The organism is Paenibacillus sp. 10L310 (genome assembly GCF_056395745.1).
Map to the genome: position 1 here is coordinate 226850 of NZ_JBFTKC010000003.1, position 21515 is coordinate 248364.

Annotated in this window: 22 protein-coding genes; all 22 read right to left on the reverse strand. The window is 42.1% G+C overall.

The genetic code is table 11. From position 1 onward, the window contains the following. Positions 1-8: 8 nt before the first annotated feature. Entirely contained in the window at positions 9-455 is a 447-nt protein-coding gene (locus tag AC1DE7_RS10055) for a phage tail fiber protein (protein WP_477534273.1), read from the reverse strand. A gap of 5 nt (positions 456-460) precedes the next feature. After that, on the reverse strand, positions 461-1018 hold the full coding sequence (locus AC1DE7_RS10060; RefSeq protein ID WP_477534274.1) for a phage tail domain-containing protein: 558 nt from the start codon (positions 1016-1018) through the stop codon (positions 461-463). Continuing rightward, complete coding sequence (locus tag AC1DE7_RS10065; protein ID WP_477534275.1) at positions 1018-7917, reverse strand: NlpC/P60 family protein; 6900 nt, start codon at positions 7915-7917, stop codon at positions 1018-1020. The genes AC1DE7_RS10060 and AC1DE7_RS10065 overlap by 1 nt, the downstream gene beginning before the upstream one ends. A gap of 12 nt (positions 7918-7929) precedes the next feature. Beyond that, positions 7930-8241, reverse strand: coding sequence for a hypothetical protein (locus AC1DE7_RS10070; protein WP_477534276.1), 312 nt, complete (start codon positions 8239-8241; stop codon positions 7930-7932). Then, entirely contained in the window at positions 8219-8599 is a 381-nt protein-coding gene (locus AC1DE7_RS10075; protein WP_315370872.1) for a hypothetical protein, read from the reverse strand. Before AC1DE7_RS10075 ends, AC1DE7_RS10070 begins: the two co-directional genes overlap by 23 nt. Before the next feature lie 80 nt (positions 8600-8679). Next, positions 8680-9450, reverse strand: coding sequence for a hypothetical protein (locus tag AC1DE7_RS10080; protein WP_315370873.1), 771 nt, complete (start codon positions 9448-9450; stop codon positions 8680-8682). Positions 9451-9477: 27 nt separating this feature from the next. After that, the gene (locus tag AC1DE7_RS10085) at positions 9478-9684 is read right to left on the reverse strand and encodes a hypothetical protein (protein WP_477534277.1); all 207 of its coding nucleotides are present in this window, start codon (positions 9682-9684) and stop codon (positions 9478-9480) included. A 9-nt stretch (positions 9685-9693) separates the two neighbouring features. After that, a complete protein-coding gene (locus tag AC1DE7_RS10090; protein ID WP_477534278.1) occupies positions 9694-10128 on the reverse strand; it encodes a hypothetical protein in 435 nt (144 codons plus the stop codon). Further along, positions 10125-10703: a hypothetical protein gene (locus AC1DE7_RS10095; RefSeq protein ID WP_477534279.1), complete on the reverse strand. Its 579-nt coding sequence runs from the start codon at positions 10701-10703 to the stop codon at positions 10125-10127. The genes AC1DE7_RS10090 and AC1DE7_RS10095 overlap by 4 nt, the downstream gene beginning before the upstream one ends. Then, positions 10700-11275 carry a hypothetical protein gene (locus AC1DE7_RS10100; protein ID WP_477534280.1) on the reverse strand — a complete coding sequence of 192 codons (576 nt, stop codon included), beginning with the start codon at positions 11273-11275 and terminating at the stop codon, positions 10700-10702. The genes AC1DE7_RS10095 and AC1DE7_RS10100 overlap by 4 nt, the downstream gene beginning before the upstream one ends. Beyond that, entirely contained in the window at positions 11268-11708 is a 441-nt protein-coding gene (locus AC1DE7_RS10105) for a hypothetical protein (RefSeq protein WP_477534444.1), read from the reverse strand. The genes AC1DE7_RS10100 and AC1DE7_RS10105 overlap by 8 nt, the downstream gene beginning before the upstream one ends. Continuing rightward, positions 11698-12108 (reverse strand): hypothetical protein, encoded by a 411-nt coding sequence (locus AC1DE7_RS10110; protein WP_477534281.1) that lies wholly within the window; start codon positions 12106-12108, stop codon positions 11698-11700. Before AC1DE7_RS10110 ends, AC1DE7_RS10105 begins: the two co-directional genes overlap by 11 nt. A 14-nt stretch (positions 12109-12122) precedes the next feature. Continuing rightward, on the reverse strand, positions 12123-13136 hold the full coding sequence (locus AC1DE7_RS10115; RefSeq protein WP_477534282.1) for a major capsid protein: 1014 nt from the start codon (positions 13134-13136) through the stop codon (positions 12123-12125). Between the two features lie 15 nt (positions 13137-13151). After that, entirely contained in the window at positions 13152-13520 is a 369-nt protein-coding gene (locus AC1DE7_RS10120; RefSeq protein WP_477534283.1) for a head decoration protein, read from the reverse strand. Position 13521: 1 nt separating this feature from the next. Continuing rightward, positions 13522-14835, reverse strand: coding sequence for a hypothetical protein (locus AC1DE7_RS10125; protein ID WP_477534284.1), 1314 nt, complete (start codon positions 14833-14835; stop codon positions 13522-13524). A 38-nt stretch (positions 14836-14873) separates the two neighbouring features. Next, positions 14874-16331 (reverse strand): hypothetical protein, encoded by a 1458-nt coding sequence (locus AC1DE7_RS10130; protein ID WP_477534285.1) that lies wholly within the window; start codon positions 16329-16331, stop codon positions 14874-14876. A 316-nt stretch (positions 16332-16647) separates the two neighbouring features. Continuing rightward, positions 16648-17844 (reverse strand): hypothetical protein, encoded by a 1197-nt coding sequence (locus AC1DE7_RS10135; RefSeq protein WP_477534286.1) that lies wholly within the window; start codon positions 17842-17844, stop codon positions 16648-16650. Positions 17845-18056: 212 nt separating this feature from the next. Continuing rightward, entirely contained in the window at positions 18057-18368 is a 312-nt protein-coding gene (locus tag AC1DE7_RS10140) for a hypothetical protein (RefSeq protein WP_477534287.1), read from the reverse strand. Positions 18369-18597: 229 nt separating this feature from the next. Next, the gene (locus AC1DE7_RS10145) at positions 18598-19224 is read right to left on the reverse strand and encodes a helix-turn-helix domain-containing protein (RefSeq protein WP_477534288.1); all 627 of its coding nucleotides are present in this window, start codon (positions 19222-19224) and stop codon (positions 18598-18600) included. 227 nt (positions 19225-19451) lie between these two features. Then, positions 19452-19694, reverse strand: coding sequence for a hypothetical protein (locus AC1DE7_RS10150; protein ID WP_477534289.1), 243 nt, complete (start codon positions 19692-19694; stop codon positions 19452-19454). 70 nt (positions 19695-19764) lie between these two features. After that, positions 19765-20487 (reverse strand): hypothetical protein, encoded by a 723-nt coding sequence (locus AC1DE7_RS10155; protein WP_477534290.1) that lies wholly within the window; start codon positions 20485-20487, stop codon positions 19765-19767. A 363-nt stretch (positions 20488-20850) separates the two neighbouring features. Continuing rightward, positions 20851-21486 (reverse strand): hypothetical protein, encoded by a 636-nt coding sequence (locus AC1DE7_RS10160; protein ID WP_477534291.1) that lies wholly within the window; start codon positions 21484-21486, stop codon positions 20851-20853. Positions 21487-21515 lie beyond the last annotated feature (29 nt).

Genomic DNA, 21515 nt, shown 5'->3' on the forward strand with positions numbered 1-21515 from the left:
ATCCCTCCTTAACTCAAACTTAAACGAATCTCAACCTGACTTGTTAGGAATTTAAAAATGTCGTTTGTTAAAATGCTTCTCGGATTTTCTAGTTCACCATAGTAATAAAGATTCCCGCCAGTTGCTGCATCCCGCAAGGCGAAGTGTGTAACCACGCCCCAATTCCCTGATGCTACATCAAATGGTACGTCCGCCGAAGATCTAATGACCAGTTTTTGGATATCACTTTGCAACCCGGTTTTAGGATGGAACTCCCTGACTGTAGCCTGTACAGGAGCATCAAAGGATACGGTTTTTCGACCATATGCCCCACCACTCACTTCCTGCCCTGTATCGTTAAAGGTGGGATTAGAGGTGTACAGACCCACATAAAGTTGATCTGGAAAAACAAACTTTTCCCCTCGCGCTGTTGTATTAAGAATTTTCGTTGCTAAATACTTGCCGATATTCGCCAAGACGTTCACCCCTCTATCAAATATTCATTTTGAAGCCTAAAATGTGTAATTGTGTTTGAGCCAGTGTTGGTCAGAACGATGACAGGGCTTGCCCGTTCGTCTCCCAAAGAATTCACTTTTAGTGTTTCTGGTGACCGGGTGATTGTTTCTTCCAACATATTTTCATCGCTTTCCGGAAAGGGATGTTTGCCCATTTTGATTGGAATTGTCAGTTCCCCATCAAAAATAATCTTTTCAATATCCATCGTCCCAGCATACCTTCCGATATATCTTCTGCCTGGAATATCCTCAAACGTGAGTACAATGTCCCCTTTTTTGATATTAAAAAGAGCCGCCACTTGGGCGACTCTTCTGTGATAGTCAAGGGTAGCATCGTCTGCCATAACGATACACTCCAGATTAATTACTCTTGGACCGTAGGTGCTACCAAAATCGATCTCTCCATCCCGTCCTGCAATTTCAAGACTGTAGTCCCTCGTCGGTGGCAACACCGGGATGTTGTGCTTCTTCAGGCCAAGCCCAATCTCTCGAAAAGACTTTCCGTCAGCAGTAGCATTGATCATTATCCCTTACCTCCTCTTGCCTGCATCCTCCGCATCAAATTATCGCGCTCGCTCCAGAAGACCTTCGCGGTCGATTCATCCGCGATATAAGTATCTCCTGATTTAATTACGAATTGATTGCTGGTTCTCTCCGGATTTACTCCGTTTGAACCTTGAGGAACTGAGAATTCAGGCATTGTGAAGTCTAGTCTGTGCATACGTAGATTCAGGAGATTAAACAATGAGTCCTGTTGTCGATCGTTAAGAATAGCCTCTCCAGCATGAGCGATAACTGGATCAGCCGCACCACGAGGACCTTTGACTACTCCCCCTTCACTAAAATGCTGGAGTTTGCCTGTATCTTTATCGATTCCATATTTCTTGCGAATAGCATCGTTTTGTTCTTTCAGAAGTCGCATAGTTTCAGCATCACCACGAGCTTTAGCTGCATCCCACGCATCCTTGTTAGCGTTATATGTGTACAGATCAATTTCCTTTTGATATGAAGAGTCCTTCGAAGCGGTTCCTGGAGCCAAAGCTCCCCCAGAGACAACAGTAACTCCAAGTGAAGCACTTGCCGCAGCAATCTGATCAAGACGGCTCTGGTACTCCAAAACAAATGCATCAAGCATTCCGAGGATCGTTTCGTTCTTCTCGCTCTCCTTCAGTACCTGAATGTTTTTCAGGTTTTCAGCAGATAGTTCAGTATTTGAAGAAAATTCATCAAAGGCTGCTGACAGATTATCGTAATTTGATTTAGCATCTTGGATTTTATCGTCAAAATCTTTTTCGCGAGTTGTTTTTTCCTCTTGCAATGCCGTTTTCTGATCCTCAAGCGCTTGTTTCGCAAGCTTGCGCCCGTGTTCACGATCCATATCCTCGATATCCTTCTGTACCTGTTTCCGCTCTTCAATACCTTCTGGTCCAACAGCGGACTGAAGTTTTTCCAGACGTGCTACTTTCTCCGCACGCAATCTCTCATAGTCATCCTGATCGTTACTTCGCTCCATGGCTTGAATCAGATCATCAATGGCTTTGATTTTGGCCTCTTGAGCCGAGGTGAAAGCATCCTTCTCTGCCTGGATACGTTTAATCTCCTCATCCCTCGCATTGTCCAGTAACTTTTTCTGCTTGGTTACCGATTCGGATACAGCTTTGGTCATTTCGTCCATGAGTTTTTTCTTTAGATCGTAGACCTTTTCATCTGCATCCATCCGTTGATCGCTTCCTACCAGGTAAGAAGCTTGAAGTTTCATATACTCGGAAAGTTCTTGTTCGGTAGTCATTTCACCGATCGCCTTCAAGTGATTAATTCGTTTCTCAGCAGCAGAATAGTACTCCTTATCCAGATCATTACGCTGCTTATATATTTTCTGTTCTAGATCCCATAGCTGTTCAGAAGACATCGTCTTATCAGCTTGCATCTTCAGAAACTCTTGAAGCTCCCACTTCATGATGTCAACTTTTTGAGCACCGGACATTTCCATCTTCGTAGCTTCTTTGTTAATCCACTTTTCCGAGTACTCGTACCTAGACGAAATCAGTTTCTTGGAAGTATCTTGATACATTTTCTCTGCTTCAGCTCGTTGTTCTGCTTTTAGCGTGGTGTCGTTTCGCATCCGGTTGTAAGCCTCGGCCTGCATTTGATAAATCTCAACCTCAGACTTACCTTGACGTTCCATCTGATCCGTTTGTTTATCAATCCAATTGGTTGAATTTTTAAATTTCAGATCCGTAACCTTGTTCGTCAAGTCATACACTTGTTTAGCTGATTCAACACGCTGTTCCTCAGTTAGGGCCGTATTTTTGAGTTGTCCCTGATAAAACTGAAGCTGCGTCTTGGTCATTTCCATCTCGGAACGGCCTTGTTGACGCATGCGTTCAACACGAGCTTCCATATTGGCCTGTGCGGTATCAAATTGGTCGCTGGCATACTGATCCTTCATGTCTTCTTTCTCGGACTGCACATCCCCGATTTTCTCAGTCAGGCTTCGCCGCTTATTAGTCAACTCATCTGATTTCAGCCCGGATTGTTCGATCATCTGACGCTGCTCCTGCATCAGTTTCTGTATTTCAGTTTTGAGTTTCAATTGAAGCTCGTATTCTGCTTTGTACTCTTGGGAGTCTTTCTTCATGTTCTTCTGCCGTGCTTCGGATTGTTTTAAAGACAACTCTTTGTCAGAGATTTTCATATCTTTGATTCCGAGTTTACTCTCCAGTTCTGAAACATCAATATTATAAAGTTCATCACTAATCCGAAGCAGTTCGCTATCAGCGGTATTTTTTGCATCCTTCAATTGCTTCTGTGTAGGTTGTGTTGTACTGGACTTTTGTGGAGAATAATCAGCCAATACTTTATCTACATACCCTACATCTCCGTATCCGTCACCAGCATAAACTTTGTCATACTTAGCAGAGTAAGCTTTCATATCCGCTAAATTGTATCCACCTGATTTTTTAAACCAGTCAATGATACCAGCGCCCATGTTGTATCCGCCAAGAGCCATGGCGACATCCCCACCTGATTTCTTCAGTAGGTCTGATAACATCTTCGTACCTGCATCTATACTTTGTTTAACAGTTGAATTGTTCATGCCATTGACTTGCATGACATTGGTAATTCCTTTGGCTCCGAACGAGGATTCGCGTTGAATCACAGCCGCAACAAGATGTGGGTCAACATTAAATTGATTGGCAGCAGCATTAATCTCAGAAGCGTATTTACCGGCATATGCCACTCCACCAGAGGTTGTTTGGGAACTAGTGGATGTCGGGTAGGCAGCATCTGTCGAAAGCCCAGGAATACGAGTTGCACCATTGTACTTAGGCCCCCAATAGCTATTGTTTAAATCCGAAACTTTTAGTCCGGACTCCCCCATTTGGATAAACTTGCTGTCCCCCATGTAAATCCCAACGTGAGAGTTGTCCTTACCATTCGTATTAAAGAAGACAAGGTCTCCAACTTGAAGATTTTTCTTTGATACCGCAGTCCCCGCTTTAGCTTGTTGAGCTGCCGTACGCGGTACCTGTACTCCGATCGTTTCAAACATCTCCTGCACAAACTGAGAACAGTCTGAATAGGCTCGCTGTTTGAAGTCATCAAACGAACCGGTAAATTCTCCGTCTATTTGCTTGTATCTCATTACACCAGAGTTAGCCAGGTTAACGGCAGTAGTCAGCATTCTTGTTATGTCTGAAGAAGGCCCACCGCTTGTCGTTATCTCCGTTTGAGAGGACACGAGTTGAGATGGATCATTGTATCCTTGTTCGTAAAGTTTTTGTTCCTCCAGTAATGCTTTACGYTTCTCAGCGAGTATATCAAGGTATTCTTTGGACGACTTCGCAACTCTTTTCTGTTGTGAATCCAATTTTTCCAATGACTTGTTGTAGCCTTCAATCGCTTTCTGTAAGTCCGTCATAATTTCTACGGTTTCTTTTTTGGCCTTGTTATTGTCTTCTACCCCGTAAGTGTCATCTTCCAGAAGCTTAGTCATGGCTTCGATCTGTTCGTTGCTTAGCTGTAGTTGACCGGCATATTTCTTAACGACTTCATTTAACTCATTAAGTTTTTGTTTTTTAGCTTCGAGTTGCTCATTGGCCTTTTGTTGAAGAAAATTAGCTATGCCTTGATTCATAAGCTGCGTGCTATTTAATTCAGAAGCATTTTTCTTCTGTTCTTCGGTGATTTCTTTTTCAATATCTTTAATTTTCTCGCGTGCTTCGGCGAAGGTTGAGATAGACTCAAACTCTTGGCCATAAAATTGAATTCGTTTTAAACTTTCCATCGCAACGCTTCGTGTTGAATCCCTCTCAGCTTTCAGATCATCAATAGCTTTCTTTATCTTCGCTTGCCGCAATTTTTCTAGAATTTGACCTTCAAATATCCATCCATCCGTTGTCTTCCGGATCTGGGAAGCCAATTCAGGGTATTTTAGAATCAAGTCTGCCACAGAAGATGCACTTAATGATTGTCCTTTGGAGAGCGTGTCTGCAACTTGGTTCAGCTCAGAAACTGAAGAAATACTTGCTTGAACGGACTCTCTCAAAGCTTTCGTCTGCTCAACCAGTTTTTCAGTCAATTCTTCAATCGTATCCGATGCCTTCCCGTTTATCCCCGCTAAAGCATCCGTTTCCTTTTGGGCTTCGACAGATTCTACGGTCATTTGTTGCATTTGGACATTTGCATCACTTATTGAAGCTTCCAACTCACGATTTTTCGTCTCTAAAGAATCAAGTTTATTTTGTAAATTCTCCAGTTCATTGGATGATTCATCCACACTTTTGAAACTGAAAATGTTCTTCATAAATTCTACGCCGCCTGCGATCAAACTATTTTCAAGAGACTCTATCTTCTCCTTCGTTTTTTCAATGACAGCGATATTTTCATTCATTTGGTCTTGTAGACCGCTTCTTTGATCTTCCAATACAGCCTTTCTAGCTTCTCGTTGCTTGTCAATCAACGTATTAAGAGCAGAGATCTGTATTTGAGTTGCCTCGTCTGTAAACCCTGCAGCTTCAAGTTGAGCTAGTCCTTCTTTTCCTATAGTCATCGCAAGCGCTTTAGATATTTCTTCCAGTTGGCGTTTTGCTTGCTCCTGTTTACTCGTGGATAGTGTTCCACCATCAATCATCGCTTTTAAGGAATTGTGTGCATTGACCATCTTAGGCAACAAGTCAATCTGCCTTTGATACTGGCTAATCATTTGTTGACTCGCAGAATCATTGTCCTTCATCATTTGAACCCGATCACGTTCTGCTTTTTCTGCTTCCCCACTCTTCATTGCGAAAATAGCAATAGCACCTACCAACAGAGAAAGTCCAGCAGTTGTTGCCGCCATAGTAACGGTAGCCGCCGCCTGCGCCCTGCTCAATGCACCGGTTGCTACCGTTGCCGTGGTAGTAGCTACAGCTTGCGCTTCTCTTGCAGCAGTTTGCTGAACTGTGGAGATGGTTACGCCTTCGCTTGAAACGATGTTCACAGTATTTGCAGCTGAATTAGCAGCTGTTACAGCTGTGCTGGCAACCGTCGAAACCGTTTGTTGCGCTTTAGCAGCGTTTAAAACTTGAATAGCCGCTATAACGGATGCAATAGGTCCGCTAAGGGCTTTGTACGCCAACAGCAGACCGCTTAATCCAGCAGCGGCAGCATATACACCTGTAGGTATTTTTGTCAATCCAATTAGCAATTGGTCAATTCCATCCAACACATCTTTAATCATCTGACGCAATCCATCTTCGCCAGCTGTGTTAAAGATTTCAAGCAGTGAAGTTCTGGTCTGAGCTGCCTTACGCTGGATTGTGTCCATTTGAACAGTCAAATACTGCATCGTAGAGCCGGATGAGCCAATAGAAGCAGCAGTACCCAGCAAGATATCTCCAACGTTAAGTGAAGCGGCCAGTTTTGCATATTGATAAACACCACGAGAGATATCTGCATATGACTGAGTTAGGTCGTAGTTCTTGTCTGTCACCTGGATGGAGAGGTCCAATAGAATATCTTCAGCTTTACGCCATTGTTCGACGCCATCGACAACCTCTTTGGTTTTGACACCAAGACGCTCAATTTCATCCACGGCTTTATCTGTCCGGATTGTACCCAGAACCGTTTTCCACATGTTACCCAAATTTTCCCCGGATAAGGCTGTATTCCTCACACCGGAGGAGATCAGCCCGTTCATTACGTCGAACGATACGCCTGTTTCCGCGGCTATCTTACCAGTACGTTGGAAGGCAGCTCCCAGGTCACGGGCTGGAGCCATCGTATCATGTGCAACTTTAGACCAAGAGTCCAAAACCCGGTTACCTATTACCATGGCATCATTCGCATTACTGATGTGTACACCATACTGAGACATAACGGATTCCATAGATTTGGTTGCGTCTTCGAGTTCCACCATATCTACCGTTGACAACTTTGTAGACTGACGGACAAGCTCCTGAACCACATTAACATCCTTGTACATCCTGCCCCAAAGCCGCGCCGATTCGGTTACATCCAATATGTTTGATCCAAGTTCGTGAGCAGTTTGGATAAAGGCTTTTGTCTCACGGTTTAGCTTTTGTGTATCCATAACCATCTTGTTGGTGCCATCTTCGAAATGCACAAAATAATGCTCATTGGTCTGCACGTAACCGGCCATGTTTGATTCGATGTCAACCAATCCTTCTTTCATGGCCTGGGTGACTTCGTGCATCGCTTTGTACATCGTATGGAAGACAACGGCATGTGAAGCCATGTCTCCTATTCTACCAATCCAACTTTTAGAGACAGCATCCATTGTGGACCCCATCCGTTTGGTTTGCTGTTCAGTTTGTGACAAGGCTTGTCTGATCCGTTGTTCCTCTTGTAACACTTTTTCCCTGAGAGCTTCCTCTTTACGTTGTCGCTCAGTCAAGGCCATGCGAATCTTCTGTTCCTCTTGTAGTACGCGCTCTCTCGTCCGGTCATCCGTTCCTGTCCCCGTTGCCTTTGCTGCCTCCTGCCCGGTCTTAACAGAACGATTCTGAAGAATCTGCATCTTTTGTTGATGTTCACGTTCGGATTGCTCAATCTGTTGATTACGCCCTTTGATCAAGGCTTGCTGAGCCTGCATTTTAGCATCAATCAAGCGATTAGTTTGCTCCAACTGTTGAGCCCTCGCACCAAGCAAGGCAGTTTGAGCAAGTTTTTGCTTATGTTGAGCTTCAACTTCAGCGAGTATCTTTTGGCGGCGTTGATCCGCAGTTAAGGCCATCTTATCCATTGCTGATGATATATTCTTGTATGACTTCTCAGCGGATGATAACTCAGCATTCAGCGCCTTGAACGCATCAGCATTACCTTTAGCACCCGTATCAATGTTTTTAAATGATTGTAGCACTGTACCAGTGTCTAGTTTTATCCGCGCAGCAACGACATCTCTATTTGTACCCTCTGCCATATTGCCTCCTTCCTACCTTGGTTGGAAGAAACCAAGATCAGATAAGTATTTTGCTTTCTTCGGCTTTTTGTTTTCAACCGAACCTCCATGAAGAGTGATTTCAAATTCACGGGAGCGCTGTTTTTCATTCATCAGTGCTCGGATTTTAGGTATGGTCATATTAAGCCACTCTGTATCAGATATACCGTTGCTGATACAGAGTGCCCATAGACCCATCCAGTCCGTTCCTGGTTGATCTACTTCACCATCCTCAGAATACTCATCATCGTCATCGGAATCAGGATCTGGAGGAAAAGACTCCTTATAGAAATCGGTCCAAAACATCATCCAATGCCTGGATGCCCTCCATGTCCACTTGTTCATACTCTTCATCCGTTAGGCCCTCAACAAAAATCAGATCGAAGGCTTTTTGATAGGCCTGCTCAATAGCCGGACAGTCAATAGCAGGGATATCCTGCTCACCAACTTGCGTTGCTTCAATAGGATCACGTCCAATTACATAGCTGAAGCGAATACCCCCGAGGTTCTTCGCATGCTGCCGTACTTCCCGGATCAATTTTATTGTCCCGATTTGGATAGTCTTATGGATACCTTCAGCCAGACGTACGGTGCTGCCAAAGTTTAAAGTCTGGTCCAATGTTTTCTCTTCTTGGGTTTCAACTGCTTGTTCTACTTCGCTCATGTTCATTCTCCTTTTAATTGAAAAGTGGTTTTTACCAAAAAAGAACCCCACCGATTACCGGCAGGGTTGTGTGTGATAGTTTAAATTCCGAACTTGATAGTCATTGCATGACCATTCGGGTTATCTGGTGTGCGTTCAGGCTCCATGACTTGCAAATCCATGGTGGAAGTATTAGCTTTTTTACGTTCTTGGGATACGTCAAGCGTACCACCGCCCAAGGCTTTGTAAATGGTGAGCTGGCATTGAATCTCATTGTTCGTTTTGTCATCGATCAGTTTGAATCTGTGCGTGAATTTGAACGCTGTTGGACGACGAGTTCCATCGAATGAAGTTTCCGTGCCCTGGTTAGACCACTTGTAGGTAACAAGCAGTTCTTTATCATTATTTGCCGTGGTAGATTCAATCACTCCCTCAGCAGTGATTGTGTATTGTTGATCAGTCGGCGTTGATGCCACACGGGTAAGTTGAGTCAATGCATCTGTATCCGGGTCCTTGACATAGACTTCGTCACTATCCGCTACCAAGGTTTCTCCGAAGGCCAGTTTGTATTCGCCATTCTTCAGAAAAGCTGTTTCTGTTTCGTCAAACACAATTTCTTTCTTCTCTGTTTTACCACCTTGAGACATATCAGCGATTGCCGCAGAGTAACGTGGCACTTCAATACTGACTTTGTCTTGTAGATCCCCTGCTGTGTAGTGGAATGCATATCCACTGTCGCCGCCCATGACCGCCTGCCAGTCAAATTGCAGTTGTAACGTAACCTTTGTTACCTTGTCCTCAACATACTTAATTGTGTTATCCAAATTACGGGCTACGATTGTTCCTACGCCATCAAAAACGAGTGGTCTCATATTTATCCTCCTTGGGTATGAAGTTGATTACACAAGCTCCCAGAGCCGTGCATCAATCTCTTCAATTCGTTTGTATTCCTTCGTGTTTTCATATCCTTCAACCGGTTCCTTGCCATCCATCAATCCGAGTTTTTGTGCAAGACGAATCTTTTCTCGGATCAACTTCTCTAGCTCAGGAAATTCTTCCTTAAGTTCCGGCTTGTTATCTGTTACTTCAGTTTGTTTTTCAGACATATCCTCACCTCAATTCATCCGGAGATAGTCAACATCAAATATTGCCTTATACCCTTTGACACCTTGTATACCCGTTGCAAAATCAGCATCGTACGTCAGTACACATAGGTATGTCGCCCAACCTGGCATCGTTATCCGTTTATCGTGTAAGATACGAAACGCTCTTTCAAAGAGCAGCTTTGCTGCATAACCAGTACCAGCATAAAAATCTAAGCAAAACTTTCCTTCGAAGACTAATTGATTTGGAGAAAAGCGCCCTGGCATCACATATTGGCAGATATGCGGAACAGTTTCATGACTTACGACGATTTCGGGTTCCATTCCTTTTGTAAATCTCTTCACGATCTCCTTTGAAGGAGATGAAGAATTAAGATTAAGCATTTCCATGAGTTCAGCGTCACCTTTAAGCGCATGCTGCACAGCATCTAACAATTCCAAACTCAATTCTTCACCTCCCGGAAGTATCGGTGGTATGGAAATTCCGTAATGACACGACTAATCCCGTTTAATATCCGATCACGATTGGATTCAAGAGCTATACGCATGAAATAAGTAGGAGGAGTGGCTTTGAACGAAGGATCAAGGTCCCCACGTTCTGCCAACTCCTCCAAATCCACACCTGCGTATCCGCCTTTGGACTTTTTAATTGTGCCGTCGATAGCTCGGTAAGTACCTCTCCCCCGACCTACAACTACTCGGCTACCCTTTGACCTCAATTTGTTCCACGCCTCACTGTTCATATAACTGATCAAACCGGGGTTTTGGCTCGGTCCTGCCATAAGTGAGCCTTTACCGAATTGTTCAAGCCACGCTTGCCAGTAATCAGCGGTGATGTCTCCTGAAATCATTTGGTTCGCTAGCACGATCATTTGCATCTCCAGCCGCTCACGGACAGCAGGGTAGTATCGAATGCCGGTCTTCGCAGTAAGTAATACGATTTTCGTTAGACCTGTGATTTCAACCGCCAACTTGTTTTCCAAGTCCTTCGCTGCACGTTCTGCATCGTACCCGGTAATCATCGCCTGTCCTCGCACAACTGAATATGTAGAAGATTCGGATACTTGATCCGATCCACCACATCCACTTGATATTTCTTACCAGCAATCACGATGCGGTCTGGACTTACCAATTCCGGATCACTCGGTTCCCTGACATCAACACTGGTATGCAAAAGAATAACCAGCGAAGTTGTAGATAGAAGACCAGGGTCTTCTTGTTTGAGTTGTGCAGAGACATGTTGAGCAAACCCAACAACTTCTGTAACAACAGAAGTAAACTCAGGTTTTCCCTTGGGATTGTCATTCATATCGAACTCCTGCATGTATCGTTGAACTTCCGTTATAACGTTCGTTTTAATCAAGGAGCAGTATTTGTCTTTGGTTGCGGTGAAACGGAGAGTTTGAACAAAGAATATCATATCATTCTGCACAACATCCCCAGGTAATACAGGCGACTTAGGAGCAAAAAGGCCGTTGTACATATACTCTTTACCAAGAACCGTAGTCGCCTTTGTTTCTCGGGACAGAATGACTTTATCCGGTTCCCCATTTACAGTACAAGGAGAATGTCTATGAGCGAAATCTTTAAACATTAGAAGCGCGCCTTTCCTTCTCCCTCGTGGGACCAGACAACATAAATAATGGAGCATCCATGGTTTCTTGAACGGTGGAAATTAATCCAATGAACTCATTAGCCTCATCAACTAATTGCGATGCACGTTTCTCCCAATTAACTGCCTGATTTTCGAAAGAAAAATCAAAATCTTTCATTGTTTTTTTGATTCTGGCAGCCATAGATGGAGCAAGTATAGCAGCAACCATACAAATAGCTGCTGCATATACATAGGCTTGATCATCACCAGTCAAATCAGCGTAATCTGGAACTGCCTTTATAATCCTCGCTTCACCGATTGGCAAAACAGAAATAGCGTCTATGTCGGAGTCAGGTATTACATCCTCACCAACGCCTAGGCGCCCTCTCACTTCTTCGTGATATGTTTCAGTTGTCAGTATCTTATTGACCATCGGCTTCACCGCTAGTGGTGGAAATTGCCTCTTTCAATTCTTCGATACTCATTTTGGTGTAACCTTGGATCTTCAAGTCCTTTGCAGTTGATTTAAGATCTTTCAGTTCATCGTCCGAATCGTCCTTATGCAAATCGGATTTCAGTTCAGCAATCTCAGCCAAAAGATCCGCTTCGCGCTTCTTCGATTCGTCCAATTCTGCTTGAAGTTTTTGCTCGCGTTCCGAGGGAGTGTCCGTAGAATTCACATCTCCCTCAATGATTTCAGCTAACAACTTTCCGGTTGCCGCATTGCGAACTTGCCTTTTAGCAATCTCAATAAGTCCATCAGGGGCATCTTTTACGATGTCCCCCGCATTGTATTCCCCAACAGCATCAACCAAAACTTTTACGATCGTCATAGGTCATCCCTCCCTTACGCCACTGTAGCAAAGATATGCCAGTTGACGTATTTCATACGCGGCAGCACTGTTGCGCCGTTGATTACTTGCCATTGGTCAGGGTCACCTTGAATCAGTTTAGCAAGCGCGAATTTGCCAGTGTGACCAGTGAAGATGTCTTCGTAGTTATTAGGACTGGTCACTAGGTCCATGATAGAACCTGTCATGCCTTGACCAATGATGATTACGGCGTTGTCAGGGATGAATGGGTAGAATGTTCCTTTATTGTCAATGTATCCACCATCGTACACTTCGTATTGAAGCCCATTCAGGTTTTGACTGACGATTTCCGAAAGCGAACCATCCGTAACAATATCTTTACCGTAAGTGAATTTAATCAGATCACGGATCTTTTCATTCTGTTTTAGGTACGTATCCACTTTCTTGTTAGCCACAACTTTAACGCCTCTCGCCCCGCTTCCCCGGAATCTAAGTAGCCATTCATCCAGATTTTTTAACGGATCGGCAGTTGCTGTATTATTCCACAGGATATCAGCCGTAGGCTTGTTATTTGCAGGAACGCCATAGTCGATTTTCCGAGAAGGTTTATTGGCTGTCGCTGGAATAACAAGCCCACCCGTCAGCGCCTGCCACCGCATCCACTCGAAACGAGTTTCAAGGCGTTGATTAAGGTTAACCATTTGGTCGATCATGTACTCCTCGCCCCATTTTTGTTCAAGGCTCGTACCTGGCTTGCGAAGAATAGCAATCTTTTCACGGTCAATTATCGCCTTTTCGCGCCATTCCTGGTTGGTGAAGTTCATTTGCTTCACAACAGGTGCTGCGTGAATAGGTGATGGATCGTTCAACCCGGTTGGCGGTGTCATGCCTGTATCGTCATAGGTGATGTCATATTCAATTGTCAGCCCAAGTTCTGGTTTGAAATCAACTCCATTGGTAAGGATCTGAGCACCTCGAAAGCTGTTGATATCCGTCCGAATGTTCCGAACGACTTCCGTAAGGAAGTATGGGTCAAGTACGTTTGCCATTTATGTTGTTCCCCCTTATACAAAGTAGCAAAGCTTCAGCGCTGTTTTAGCCGCTGTATCAATGCCTGTAATTTTAGATTCAGTGAAAATACCAGCAATCCACGCAGAAGCACCGATATCGGTAAGTGTAGTATCCTGATCATTGTCCAAAATGCAAACAGCGACTTGCGAACCGTCAGATGCTGAGGATAGATAAGGAACAAATTTGTTGGTAACTGTAACCCTCCCAAGGACAGTTCCTTTCTTGATTACTCCACTCCCTTGGGCAAGCAACACCCCGCCAGGAATCCGTGCTTGTAGATCGGTGGAAGCAAGAACTTCTACAAATTCCTGCGTATTAATCTGACCCGGTCCCGGTGCGCCGTTATATTGAGATCCAATCATATTACTTATCCTCCTTCAGCAGATTACTTCTGCCGGTATTTTTGAGGGCAGCTATAGCATCAGCTCTAGCCGCTTCTTTTGCCTCTGTTTGGAGTTGTTCTGGTGTCTTTTGACCAGCAGCCTGCACGTTAGTTGGCGCTGTTCCATTAGCAGCTCCTGCAGGAAGATCAGGGTTATCACCCTCGGTATGACGACCACCGCCACCCAATGCAACTTGTGCCTGAGCTTCGTAAGTCGCGCCGATTTTTTCAATCTCAGATACTGGCAAATGGGACAGCATAGCTTTCATAGTTTCCGTATTAAACGCTTCTCCCAACGCACGTACACCAGCTCCACAAGTTTGCTCCGTAACCTTTGTCTTGTAGACTGCACCATCAGCAGCCTGAGCGCTCAGTGTAGCCAACTTAGCAGTAATGTCCGCATCATTTTCAACGCCCAACGCAGCGCGGACTTGTCCGAGTACACTATTTGCAGCAGTCAGTGCGATTGTTTGAGTTTGCGCTGCTGCCAAAGTAGCCTTTTGTTCTTCTGTCACAGTATCATCTCCTTCGGCCTGTGTTTTGGCCTGTTCTAATGTTTGGTGCTGTTTGGATACAAAAGCATTCATACCGCCTTTATTGCTAAAAAAATAAAAGACGCGTCCATCGCCATACAGCGACTTCGCATCTAGAGGAAGTGGTTCATATTCAGTTTGCTGTTGGACCTCATTATCTTCTTGAATCTTTGACGAGAGGGAACCACGCGTGATGCCAGCTCCCTCATAACCTCCATCGAATACGATTGAGTTTTCCATGATGTAACCTTCATCAGCAAGAACAAGACATTCCTTGCCATCGTATTCCAATCCCCTGATATGCGTACAATCAGGATTACGATAGTAATCCCCACCACAAACGCTACAGTTATGCTTCGTGGATATAAAGCCAGCTGATGTGTCGAAGATCGTACCCGCATCAATACCGGTAGCCAATTGGTCCGTGGATATCCCATTTGCTTCAAGACCCTTAGCCATGTAATGGTCACCGTATAGCTCCAGTTCTCCATTCTCCTCAACAATACGGCTGTCGAAGGTTCTGCCATATGGGAAAGAGAGTGATTCCCACTTTTGCCATGGGTGGTCCACTAGCAGTGCCACACCTTCTTTAACCTGATCAGCCATCTTACGAAGAAAGTTTGGAGTTATTTTCATTTTGTACTTATCAATCCTCTTCGTTCCGATGATCCTTGCCTGGAACACATGGACTTGTTCTTCGGTGAGGGGGACAAGTGCCTTCTGATTAATCTTCGACAGTTGCTCTGCAGACGGTTTTGCCATTTGGTTTTTCACCTCCTTGATATAGTAAACTTGCCAACTCACTCATTCTGTGGAGTGACAGGAGGCTGCGTTTGTGCAACAAAGCGTTTATTCTCCAGTTCTACAACTAGCTCAAGCGGAATGTTAGGATCAAGCCCCATGATCCATCTAGCCTCTGTAGCGGCTTCCTTAGACGTGATGTAACGTTCTTTTTCTGCGAGCACATAGTTGTTCAGTTTCGCTCTTAAATCTCGTTCTCGTTCCATCTCAGAACGCAAATCAATCGGAGCATAATCTGCTTCGACAAGCGTCTGAACACCACGAACTCTAGCGGACATAGAAAAAGCCCGCTTCCAGAAACGTTTGGTCACGTTCCGGGCGGACTCTACAGACTTGATATAAATTTGTGTATCCACGGAGCTGTATGTCTCAGTGGAACCTTGATGCCTGGACAGTAATGTGAGCAGTGTTTTTAATCCCGTCGCCATCTGCGTATCGATAATATCGATCAATTTCTTGATATCAATCATCGGGCCAGCATTACCACCCTTGAGATATTCAACTTTCACACTATCCCAATGTATCATGGCATCGTCTGGATTCAAGGAGTTGAAATGTCCCATTAGTTCGTTCATGCGTTCTGTTAACCACTTCTGCTGACCTTCAGGATTATTCTTATATTGATTAGGCATGTTTTTTAATAAAACTTCCTCAACCACGGATATATCCAGCCTTGGGTATCCCTGATTGTGAACAACCGCCTTCAAGTCCTGCAAAACCTGTAGATGAAAAAAAACCGCTTGAAGCACCGGTAGGATTGGCGTCCGTCCGTAGGGATCATCGATCATCGGATCGAACTCTTCATAAATGAATGTTGGTGTATCAATTTTCTTGTACTGACCAAACCATTCTTCGCCAGCACGAGGACGTGGATTCTTGATGTATTGCCAAGGAACAAGTCGATTGGTTCCTTCTTCTCTCCTGAACCAAATTGTCGCAGGGTCAACAGGTACGATATCAATCACATCGTTACAGCGCTCGTTCAAAACTACTTCACCAGCACAAGCACCCCGTACCATGATCATCATCCGCTGAATCGTATCAAGCTTGTCCAGCGACCTTCCATGCTGATAACCAGGTGAGGGAAGTGGGGAATCCAGTAAGTTCTTGATTGCATCTAACGATCTCTGCCCATTCTTATCGTCACTACCACTCTGCTTCTTTGCTGTAAATGTAAGTGGCGTGTCTCCCATACGCAGAAAGTTGTAGAGCGCATGCGAAATATCAGGATGAACAGACACAAGAATTTCAAGTAATTCCTCCGCTGTATGATTCTGCAGCTTGGTCAGATCGATATTATGGGCACTCTGGTACTTTTTCGGGAGCCAATTGAATATATCCCATCCGTTTGACGATCTTGGTGAGGTCATCCTACCAAAACCCATCATCTGACGCTTTACAGCAGTCGGAAGAACCGAATTCGCAAATGAATAAATGGCTTTATGATACCATTTCAAAGTTTCACCTCCAGACATAAAAATAGAAGGCAGGAAAAGTTTCCTTACCTTCTACATTTCTTCATACTTCTATGGATTTATAATATCATCGACTTACTATAATATTACTACGGATTTTTAATACTCTTCCTACATTCATCATCATTTTCAACTGCAAATAAAGCAAAGCAGCACCTTAAAGGTTTTTCTGTGTATCAAGGTAAAATATTTGGCTTCAGCCTAGAAGTCAAATATTTAATCTTTAGGACTCGGTAATAAAGAACTAAGTGGCAATTTTCCCTCCAGTACAAGATCAACCTTTTCGGGATCAATAACTTCATCCATTGTCTAACAGTTCATTCATTAAGTGTTCATTTATCTGTTCAATAACATATTCAAATGAGCATAGTTTCTTTGCAGCGTTAAATTTGGAAGAAAAAGTGTTATCTCTACCGTGGAAAATTGGATTTCTTTCATTATAAAGTTCATCACAGAAGTAGCAAAGTAAGTCTTGATCCAAAACCTTCCCAAACTCTGATTGTTTGAGAAGATTTCCAACAGTATAATTGTCCATCTCCTTACCACTTAAGGTTAAGAGATAATGTTTATCATCCTCAATTCTGTATACATTATTAAATTTCCGATTGAAGTATTCTGCATAGTCCCATATAACACCTTCAATTTGAGGTATTATTAGAGAAATGGTTGCACCATAATAGCCCTGTTTATAACATTCAATCGCCTCTTCTATCAAAGAACTACGATTACTAAATTCCGAGAAATTGTGAGCATTAATTTGATTTACTAGCCATTCAAATCTACTCTCATCATCATATCGAGAAGTAAAAATAGCTGAGTAATCTTGTCTACTTTTATAATATATATATAGGATTCTAGCATCAGCAGGAGACATTTTATTTACAAGCCACTTTAGAGGGAAGTCCTTCCACTCATCTTCCAATTCAAAATCGTTCGTAAGCACTTCGGGATGAAGAATGATATATGCATAGTGATATAAAAATTTCTCATCGTACAATATGTTGGGATGAAGTGAAAATGATTTATCGATTAAGGCAGTATTCATATCAATTAATTGTATCTTTGAGGTGAGTTCAGGATGACTATCGTAGCATGATTGAGTCATCCTTTCAGCGATTTGTTTTTTCTGCGCCTCATCTGATCTCATTAGGTGTTCAATTTGCGGTCTTTTATCTTTAAATATTTCTTGTTCTAAGCTAATTTTTAAGTCCTTAAATTTCTGGATTATTAAATCTTTTTTTCGAGTAAAAATCAGTGATAGTTCAGTAGAGATTTCATCTTCTTCCCTAGCTACATGGAGCAATGAAACTACATGTTGAAACTCCATATCCTCCTGGGCTTCTTCTAAGAAAAGATTTGGCACACAAGAAATGGCAATGATTGCTGAGGACAATGTTTTAATATCAGCTGTAGAAAATTTTTTAATTTGTTTTTCCTTTGCTCTATTTTCAAGAAACTGACTTAATAATTTTTGAGGAAAATTCGTTTTCTTCACCCCCGTTTATTACTGCTATATGTTTTATTATACCAAATTATTAGCCAGTCTAAATCCTTCTTCCTCCTCTTACTCTTATTTCATTGTTAAAGGTTAAACCATGCTACTGTATTATCGATTGGCACGTTTCTGATGTTCATGTTCTCCAACTCCAGTGATTTTATAGCAACAAAAAAAGGACCAGCGCTATGGCTCGTCCTTAATCATCGTACTTATATATTGCGTGTTCTAAATGCATCCTCTATACGGGCAAATAAATCTGGGTAACTAGACTTTGCAATATCACTCGCCTCTAATTTCTTGTAGCGTGCTGGAATTGTGTTGTCAGAGGTTATTCCACTACTTATAGCCTCTACTGTTAATGCTCCCAAAAAAGTTGCACCAGCAGTTTCTTTTAAATATAATTCAATATTTTGCAGATCGCCAAGTTCCAAATACAATGTTTCAATGCCAACATATCGCATTCTATCCCATCCTCTCTCAGAAATATCATAATCAAATTCTGGAAGTTGTACAAAGGACATTTAAAAGGGGATTTGTTTAGCAACTATCTTTGTTGTGTATAGAACGATTCTTAAAGAGAGACAAGAGAAGAAGGGAGGAAACGAACCATGCTGGAGATTCTAATAGGAATCACCATCCCGGCAATCTGTGCTGCTATCGTCGCCATTTACCAGTACAAGACTGCCAAACTTACACACGGCCAAGGTCAGTAAAGCAAAGAGGGCAGATCCATATGACTGCCCTTTAAGTCTACAGACGACTCTTAACATCAGTGAGAAGTTTTTTACAGCTAGCTATATAAGGACTGAATGCACCGCTATGATCTTTTTGAATCGAGCGCTCCAATTCGTCTAGACAGTCATCGATAACTTCTTCGGCTCTTTTCTTATTATGTTTCAAAGTTTCCATATCCTCAACGTCTGGAAATCCGAATAGAGGCATCTGTCCGATTATATCTTCCACAGAGCGACACACAAATCCAAACTGCACGGCCATTTGTTTAGCAGATTCGTAAGATTCACAAGTACGGAATGTCTCAAGCATTTCTTCAGTAACATCAACCTCCACGTTAGTCATACATAGCCATCTGTGATTAAAGTACACAGCACTACGAGAAGGAGTGGTTTCGTTAGGAAGATTGTTCAGTTCAAACACTTGAACCTTATCTTCCCCTCCAAATAAATCTCTCATAGCTTTGACAGAAAGTAGCCACTCAGTAGCACCATGCTGAGTAAATCTTTTGACTCCATCACCGATGTACTCATTGAACCTCCCGCGATTCAGTGCAGCTATCAACGTGTTTCTTTTAACATTCCAACGATAAGCAGCTTCCGAAGGTGTCATAAACACATCATCTTGCAAATAATAATTTGTCATTTTCAACTCTCCCTAAAATCACTATTTTTATATATAATATCATCAAATGGTGATAAAGAGAAGGTTTGATTTAAGATTATTTTGGTTTGTGTTGAGTTAGTTTCAACGTTAGGGTGAGCTTCATATGCATGAGTAGGCTCACTCAGATGCTGTTCTCCGCTCTTCAAATGACTGCACCCTGTAATCAGACTTTCTCGCTGTATTAGCCTTAGAACGGCAATTTCTACCTATGTTTTGGAAGTTACCAGTAGTTCTTCTTCATCAACGTATTCCCACAGAGAGGTTCTGTACATTGTTGGCTTTGTTTTTAAAATCATTTTTGCATACTTTTTCTTATCAGTTTTCCTAGTAGAGTTAATGTAGCCATATAGTAGTTCAAAGAAAATATCATTCTGTGTTGCCATGGCTCCTCTAGTTTTTTTATGCTCAGCATAGGCCTCAAGAAAAGCCTCTGTTTTGTTTTTAAACATAAGATTTGCACCGCCTGTAATCAAATTTTGACATTAGACTTTAGTAGCAAAGTACCAAAACAAATACACTCTAATTAGCAGGTAATTGAATCAAAGATTTTAACTTGAAAAATTGAACGAACTCTCTCCCAAATGGTGTTAAAGTTGTTTGTGGAGCTTTAATTATTAGTCCTCTCCCTCTCATCCCATCTTTAGTCGAGACAGCATTAGAAAGAGTTGAAAAAACATCTTGCTGTACCTCCCTAGATGATCGAACCCCTTTGTCAACAAGACCTAACTTTTCAAGATGATTATCTATGTATTCATAATATTTTAAATCACTTTCCGAGACTTCTTCATCTTCGTTTTTTATTCTTACAGCTTTTCTCCCATCCGCTGTATAAGTCATTAGATGTTTAATTTCTGTAACTCGTAGTTCCTTTAGAATATCAAAATGAATCAACATTTTGTTTTCTTCGGTTATCCTCTGGTCGTAAATGTATTCAATGCCATTCATAATTAAATCAGTTTTTTCTTCTTGTTGTTCTTCTAATAGTTGATCTAACATGAATGGAAATGCCCTCTCCTTAAAAAATTGGCTGACAAAATCATCGGGTCTTTCCATCATACTATCTGACAAGCGTTGAATTTTATGTTCTAGATATTTTATTTTTTTTTGAAGTTCTCTCATCTTCAAAGTATTCAATACCTTCCCCACTAAAGGCATCTGATCCATTGTACCCTCTATTGATACACCAAGAATCGAGTCCGAATCGATACCAAGAAATTGAGTCAATGACGTTAAATTATCCATTTCCATCCCCCCTCCCTTTATTTTATATCCTTAGGACAAACAGGTCTACTACAGAACTGCTTTACACCATCCCATCTACCCCATACACAACCTTTGCACTTCATCAGCTGCTTAAGGGAACTGGTTCTTCTCACCTCTTCCGCTACTGATTCTTCGATTCCTAACAAAAAAAGCCGATCCATGGAGGAGCGACTTATGATGTTGCCACGTCTTAAAAGTTTGCGCCTAAAAAAATGGCCACAAACAGTCTATGCTTTTTTGCTTTGAAACATACGTGCTTTTGTGACTATAGAAAAACATTTTATATTACCAACAACTTAAAATTCAGATCAAAAAAACCGTTGTTTCCTATAAATCTGTCACTCATTCATAAGTTTTCTCATACCTATTCAAAGCTATTCTTATCATCTTAGCTTTTGAGCGAAGATTTGAATAAGTAAAGAGTAAGATCGCATACATGAAAAGTAATACTAACGATAAAATCATAGTAAACAACAATATCATATTAGAAGCACCAGATAGTTGAGATGCTATGAGTCCAATAAAAACAGCAACTGCCATAGAAACTAATATAGACATAACATTCAAAAAGTTACTATCTTCTACTTCATCTGACTCAATATAGCTCCTCAAAATATTTCTCTCATGAACACTAAATTTTTTTGAAATTAAAACTTCTACAATTAAATCAATTCTCTTCGCTCCTCTTATAGACTTTATCTTTTTCTTTAAATCGACTTCATAGAAATTCTTGATTTCTTCCTCCACGCTGAGTGGCTTGTCAGGTTTCACGTAAAGGGATTCCGTTGCCCAAGGACCAAGAATTAAGTAAAAAACCACAAGGTTATTTTTAATTTCTTTCATTTCCATAATTTTATAGTTAATAACTATAGTTTTTACATATGAAACAAGAAAGAACAACATGCTAATAGCAACTACTAAAATAGTTATGTAAATCCATTGACTAATATCTTTCACCCTCTTTTTTTGGATACGCATTCGACATCAAAATGAAAACCCTCTATTTA

Bases quoted from the DNA above. Each gene is read 5' to 3' on its own strand.
- AC1DE7_RS10100 (WP_477534280.1), bottom strand. From the start codon at position 11,275: ATGTTTAAAGATTTCGCTCATAGACATTCTCCTTGTACTGTAAATGGG.
- AC1DE7_RS10150 (WP_477534289.1), bottom strand. From the start codon at position 19,694: ATGTTTAAAAACAAAACAGAGGCTTTTCTTGAGGCCTATGCTGAGCAT.
- AC1DE7_RS10160 (WP_477534291.1), bottom strand. From the start codon at position 21,486: ATGCGTATCCAAAAAAAGAGGGTGAAAGATATTAGTCAATGGATTTAC.
- AC1DE7_RS10115 (WP_477534282.1), bottom strand. From the start codon at position 13,136: ATGGCAAACGTACTTGACCCATACTTCCTTACGGAAGTCGTTCGGAAC.
- AC1DE7_RS10060 (WP_477534274.1), bottom strand. From the start codon at position 1,018: ATGATCAATGCTACTGCTGACGGAAAGTCTTTTCGAGAGATTGGGCTT.
- AC1DE7_RS10155 (WP_477534290.1), bottom strand. From the start codon at position 20,487: ATGGATAATTTAACGTCATTGACTCAATTTCTTGGTATCGATTCGGAC.
- AC1DE7_RS10120 (WP_477534283.1), bottom strand. From the start codon at position 13,520: ATGATTGGATCTCAATATAACGGCGCACCGGGACCGGGTCAGATTAAT.
- AC1DE7_RS10070 (WP_477534276.1), bottom strand. From the start codon at position 8,241: ATGTTTTGGACCGATTTCTATAAGGAGTCTTTTCCTCCAGATCCTGAT.
- AC1DE7_RS10145 (WP_477534288.1), bottom strand. From the start codon at position 19,224: ATGACAAATTATTATTTGCAAGATGATGTGTTTATGACACCTTCGGAA.
- AC1DE7_RS10110 (WP_477534281.1), bottom strand. From the start codon at position 12,108: ATGACGATCGTAAAAGTTTTGGTTGATGCTGTTGGGGAATACAATGCG.
- AC1DE7_RS10085 (WP_477534277.1), bottom strand. From the start codon at position 9,684: ATGTCTGAAAAACAAACTGAAGTAACAGATAACAAGCCGGAACTTAAG.
- AC1DE7_RS10075 (WP_315370872.1), bottom strand. From the start codon at position 8,599: ATGAGCGAAGTAGAACAAGCAGTTGAAACCCAAGAAGAGAAAACATTG.
- AC1DE7_RS10140 (WP_477534287.1), bottom strand. From the start codon at position 18,368: ATGTCCTTTGTACAACTTCCAGAATTTGATTATGATATTTCTGAGAGA.
- AC1DE7_RS10105 (WP_477534444.1), bottom strand. From the start codon at position 11,708: ATGGTCAATAAGATACTGACAACTGAAACATATCACGAAGAAGTGAGA.
- AC1DE7_RS10125 (WP_477534284.1), bottom strand. From the start codon at position 14,835: ATGGCAAAACCGTCTGCAGAGCAACTGTCGAAGATTAATCAGAAGGCA.
- AC1DE7_RS10080 (WP_315370873.1), bottom strand. From the start codon at position 9,450: ATGAGACCACTCGTTTTTGATGGCGTAGGAACAATCGTAGCCCGTAAT.
- AC1DE7_RS10095 (WP_477534279.1), bottom strand. From the start codon at position 10,703: ATGATTACCGGGTACGATGCAGAACGTGCAGCGAAGGACTTGGAAAAC.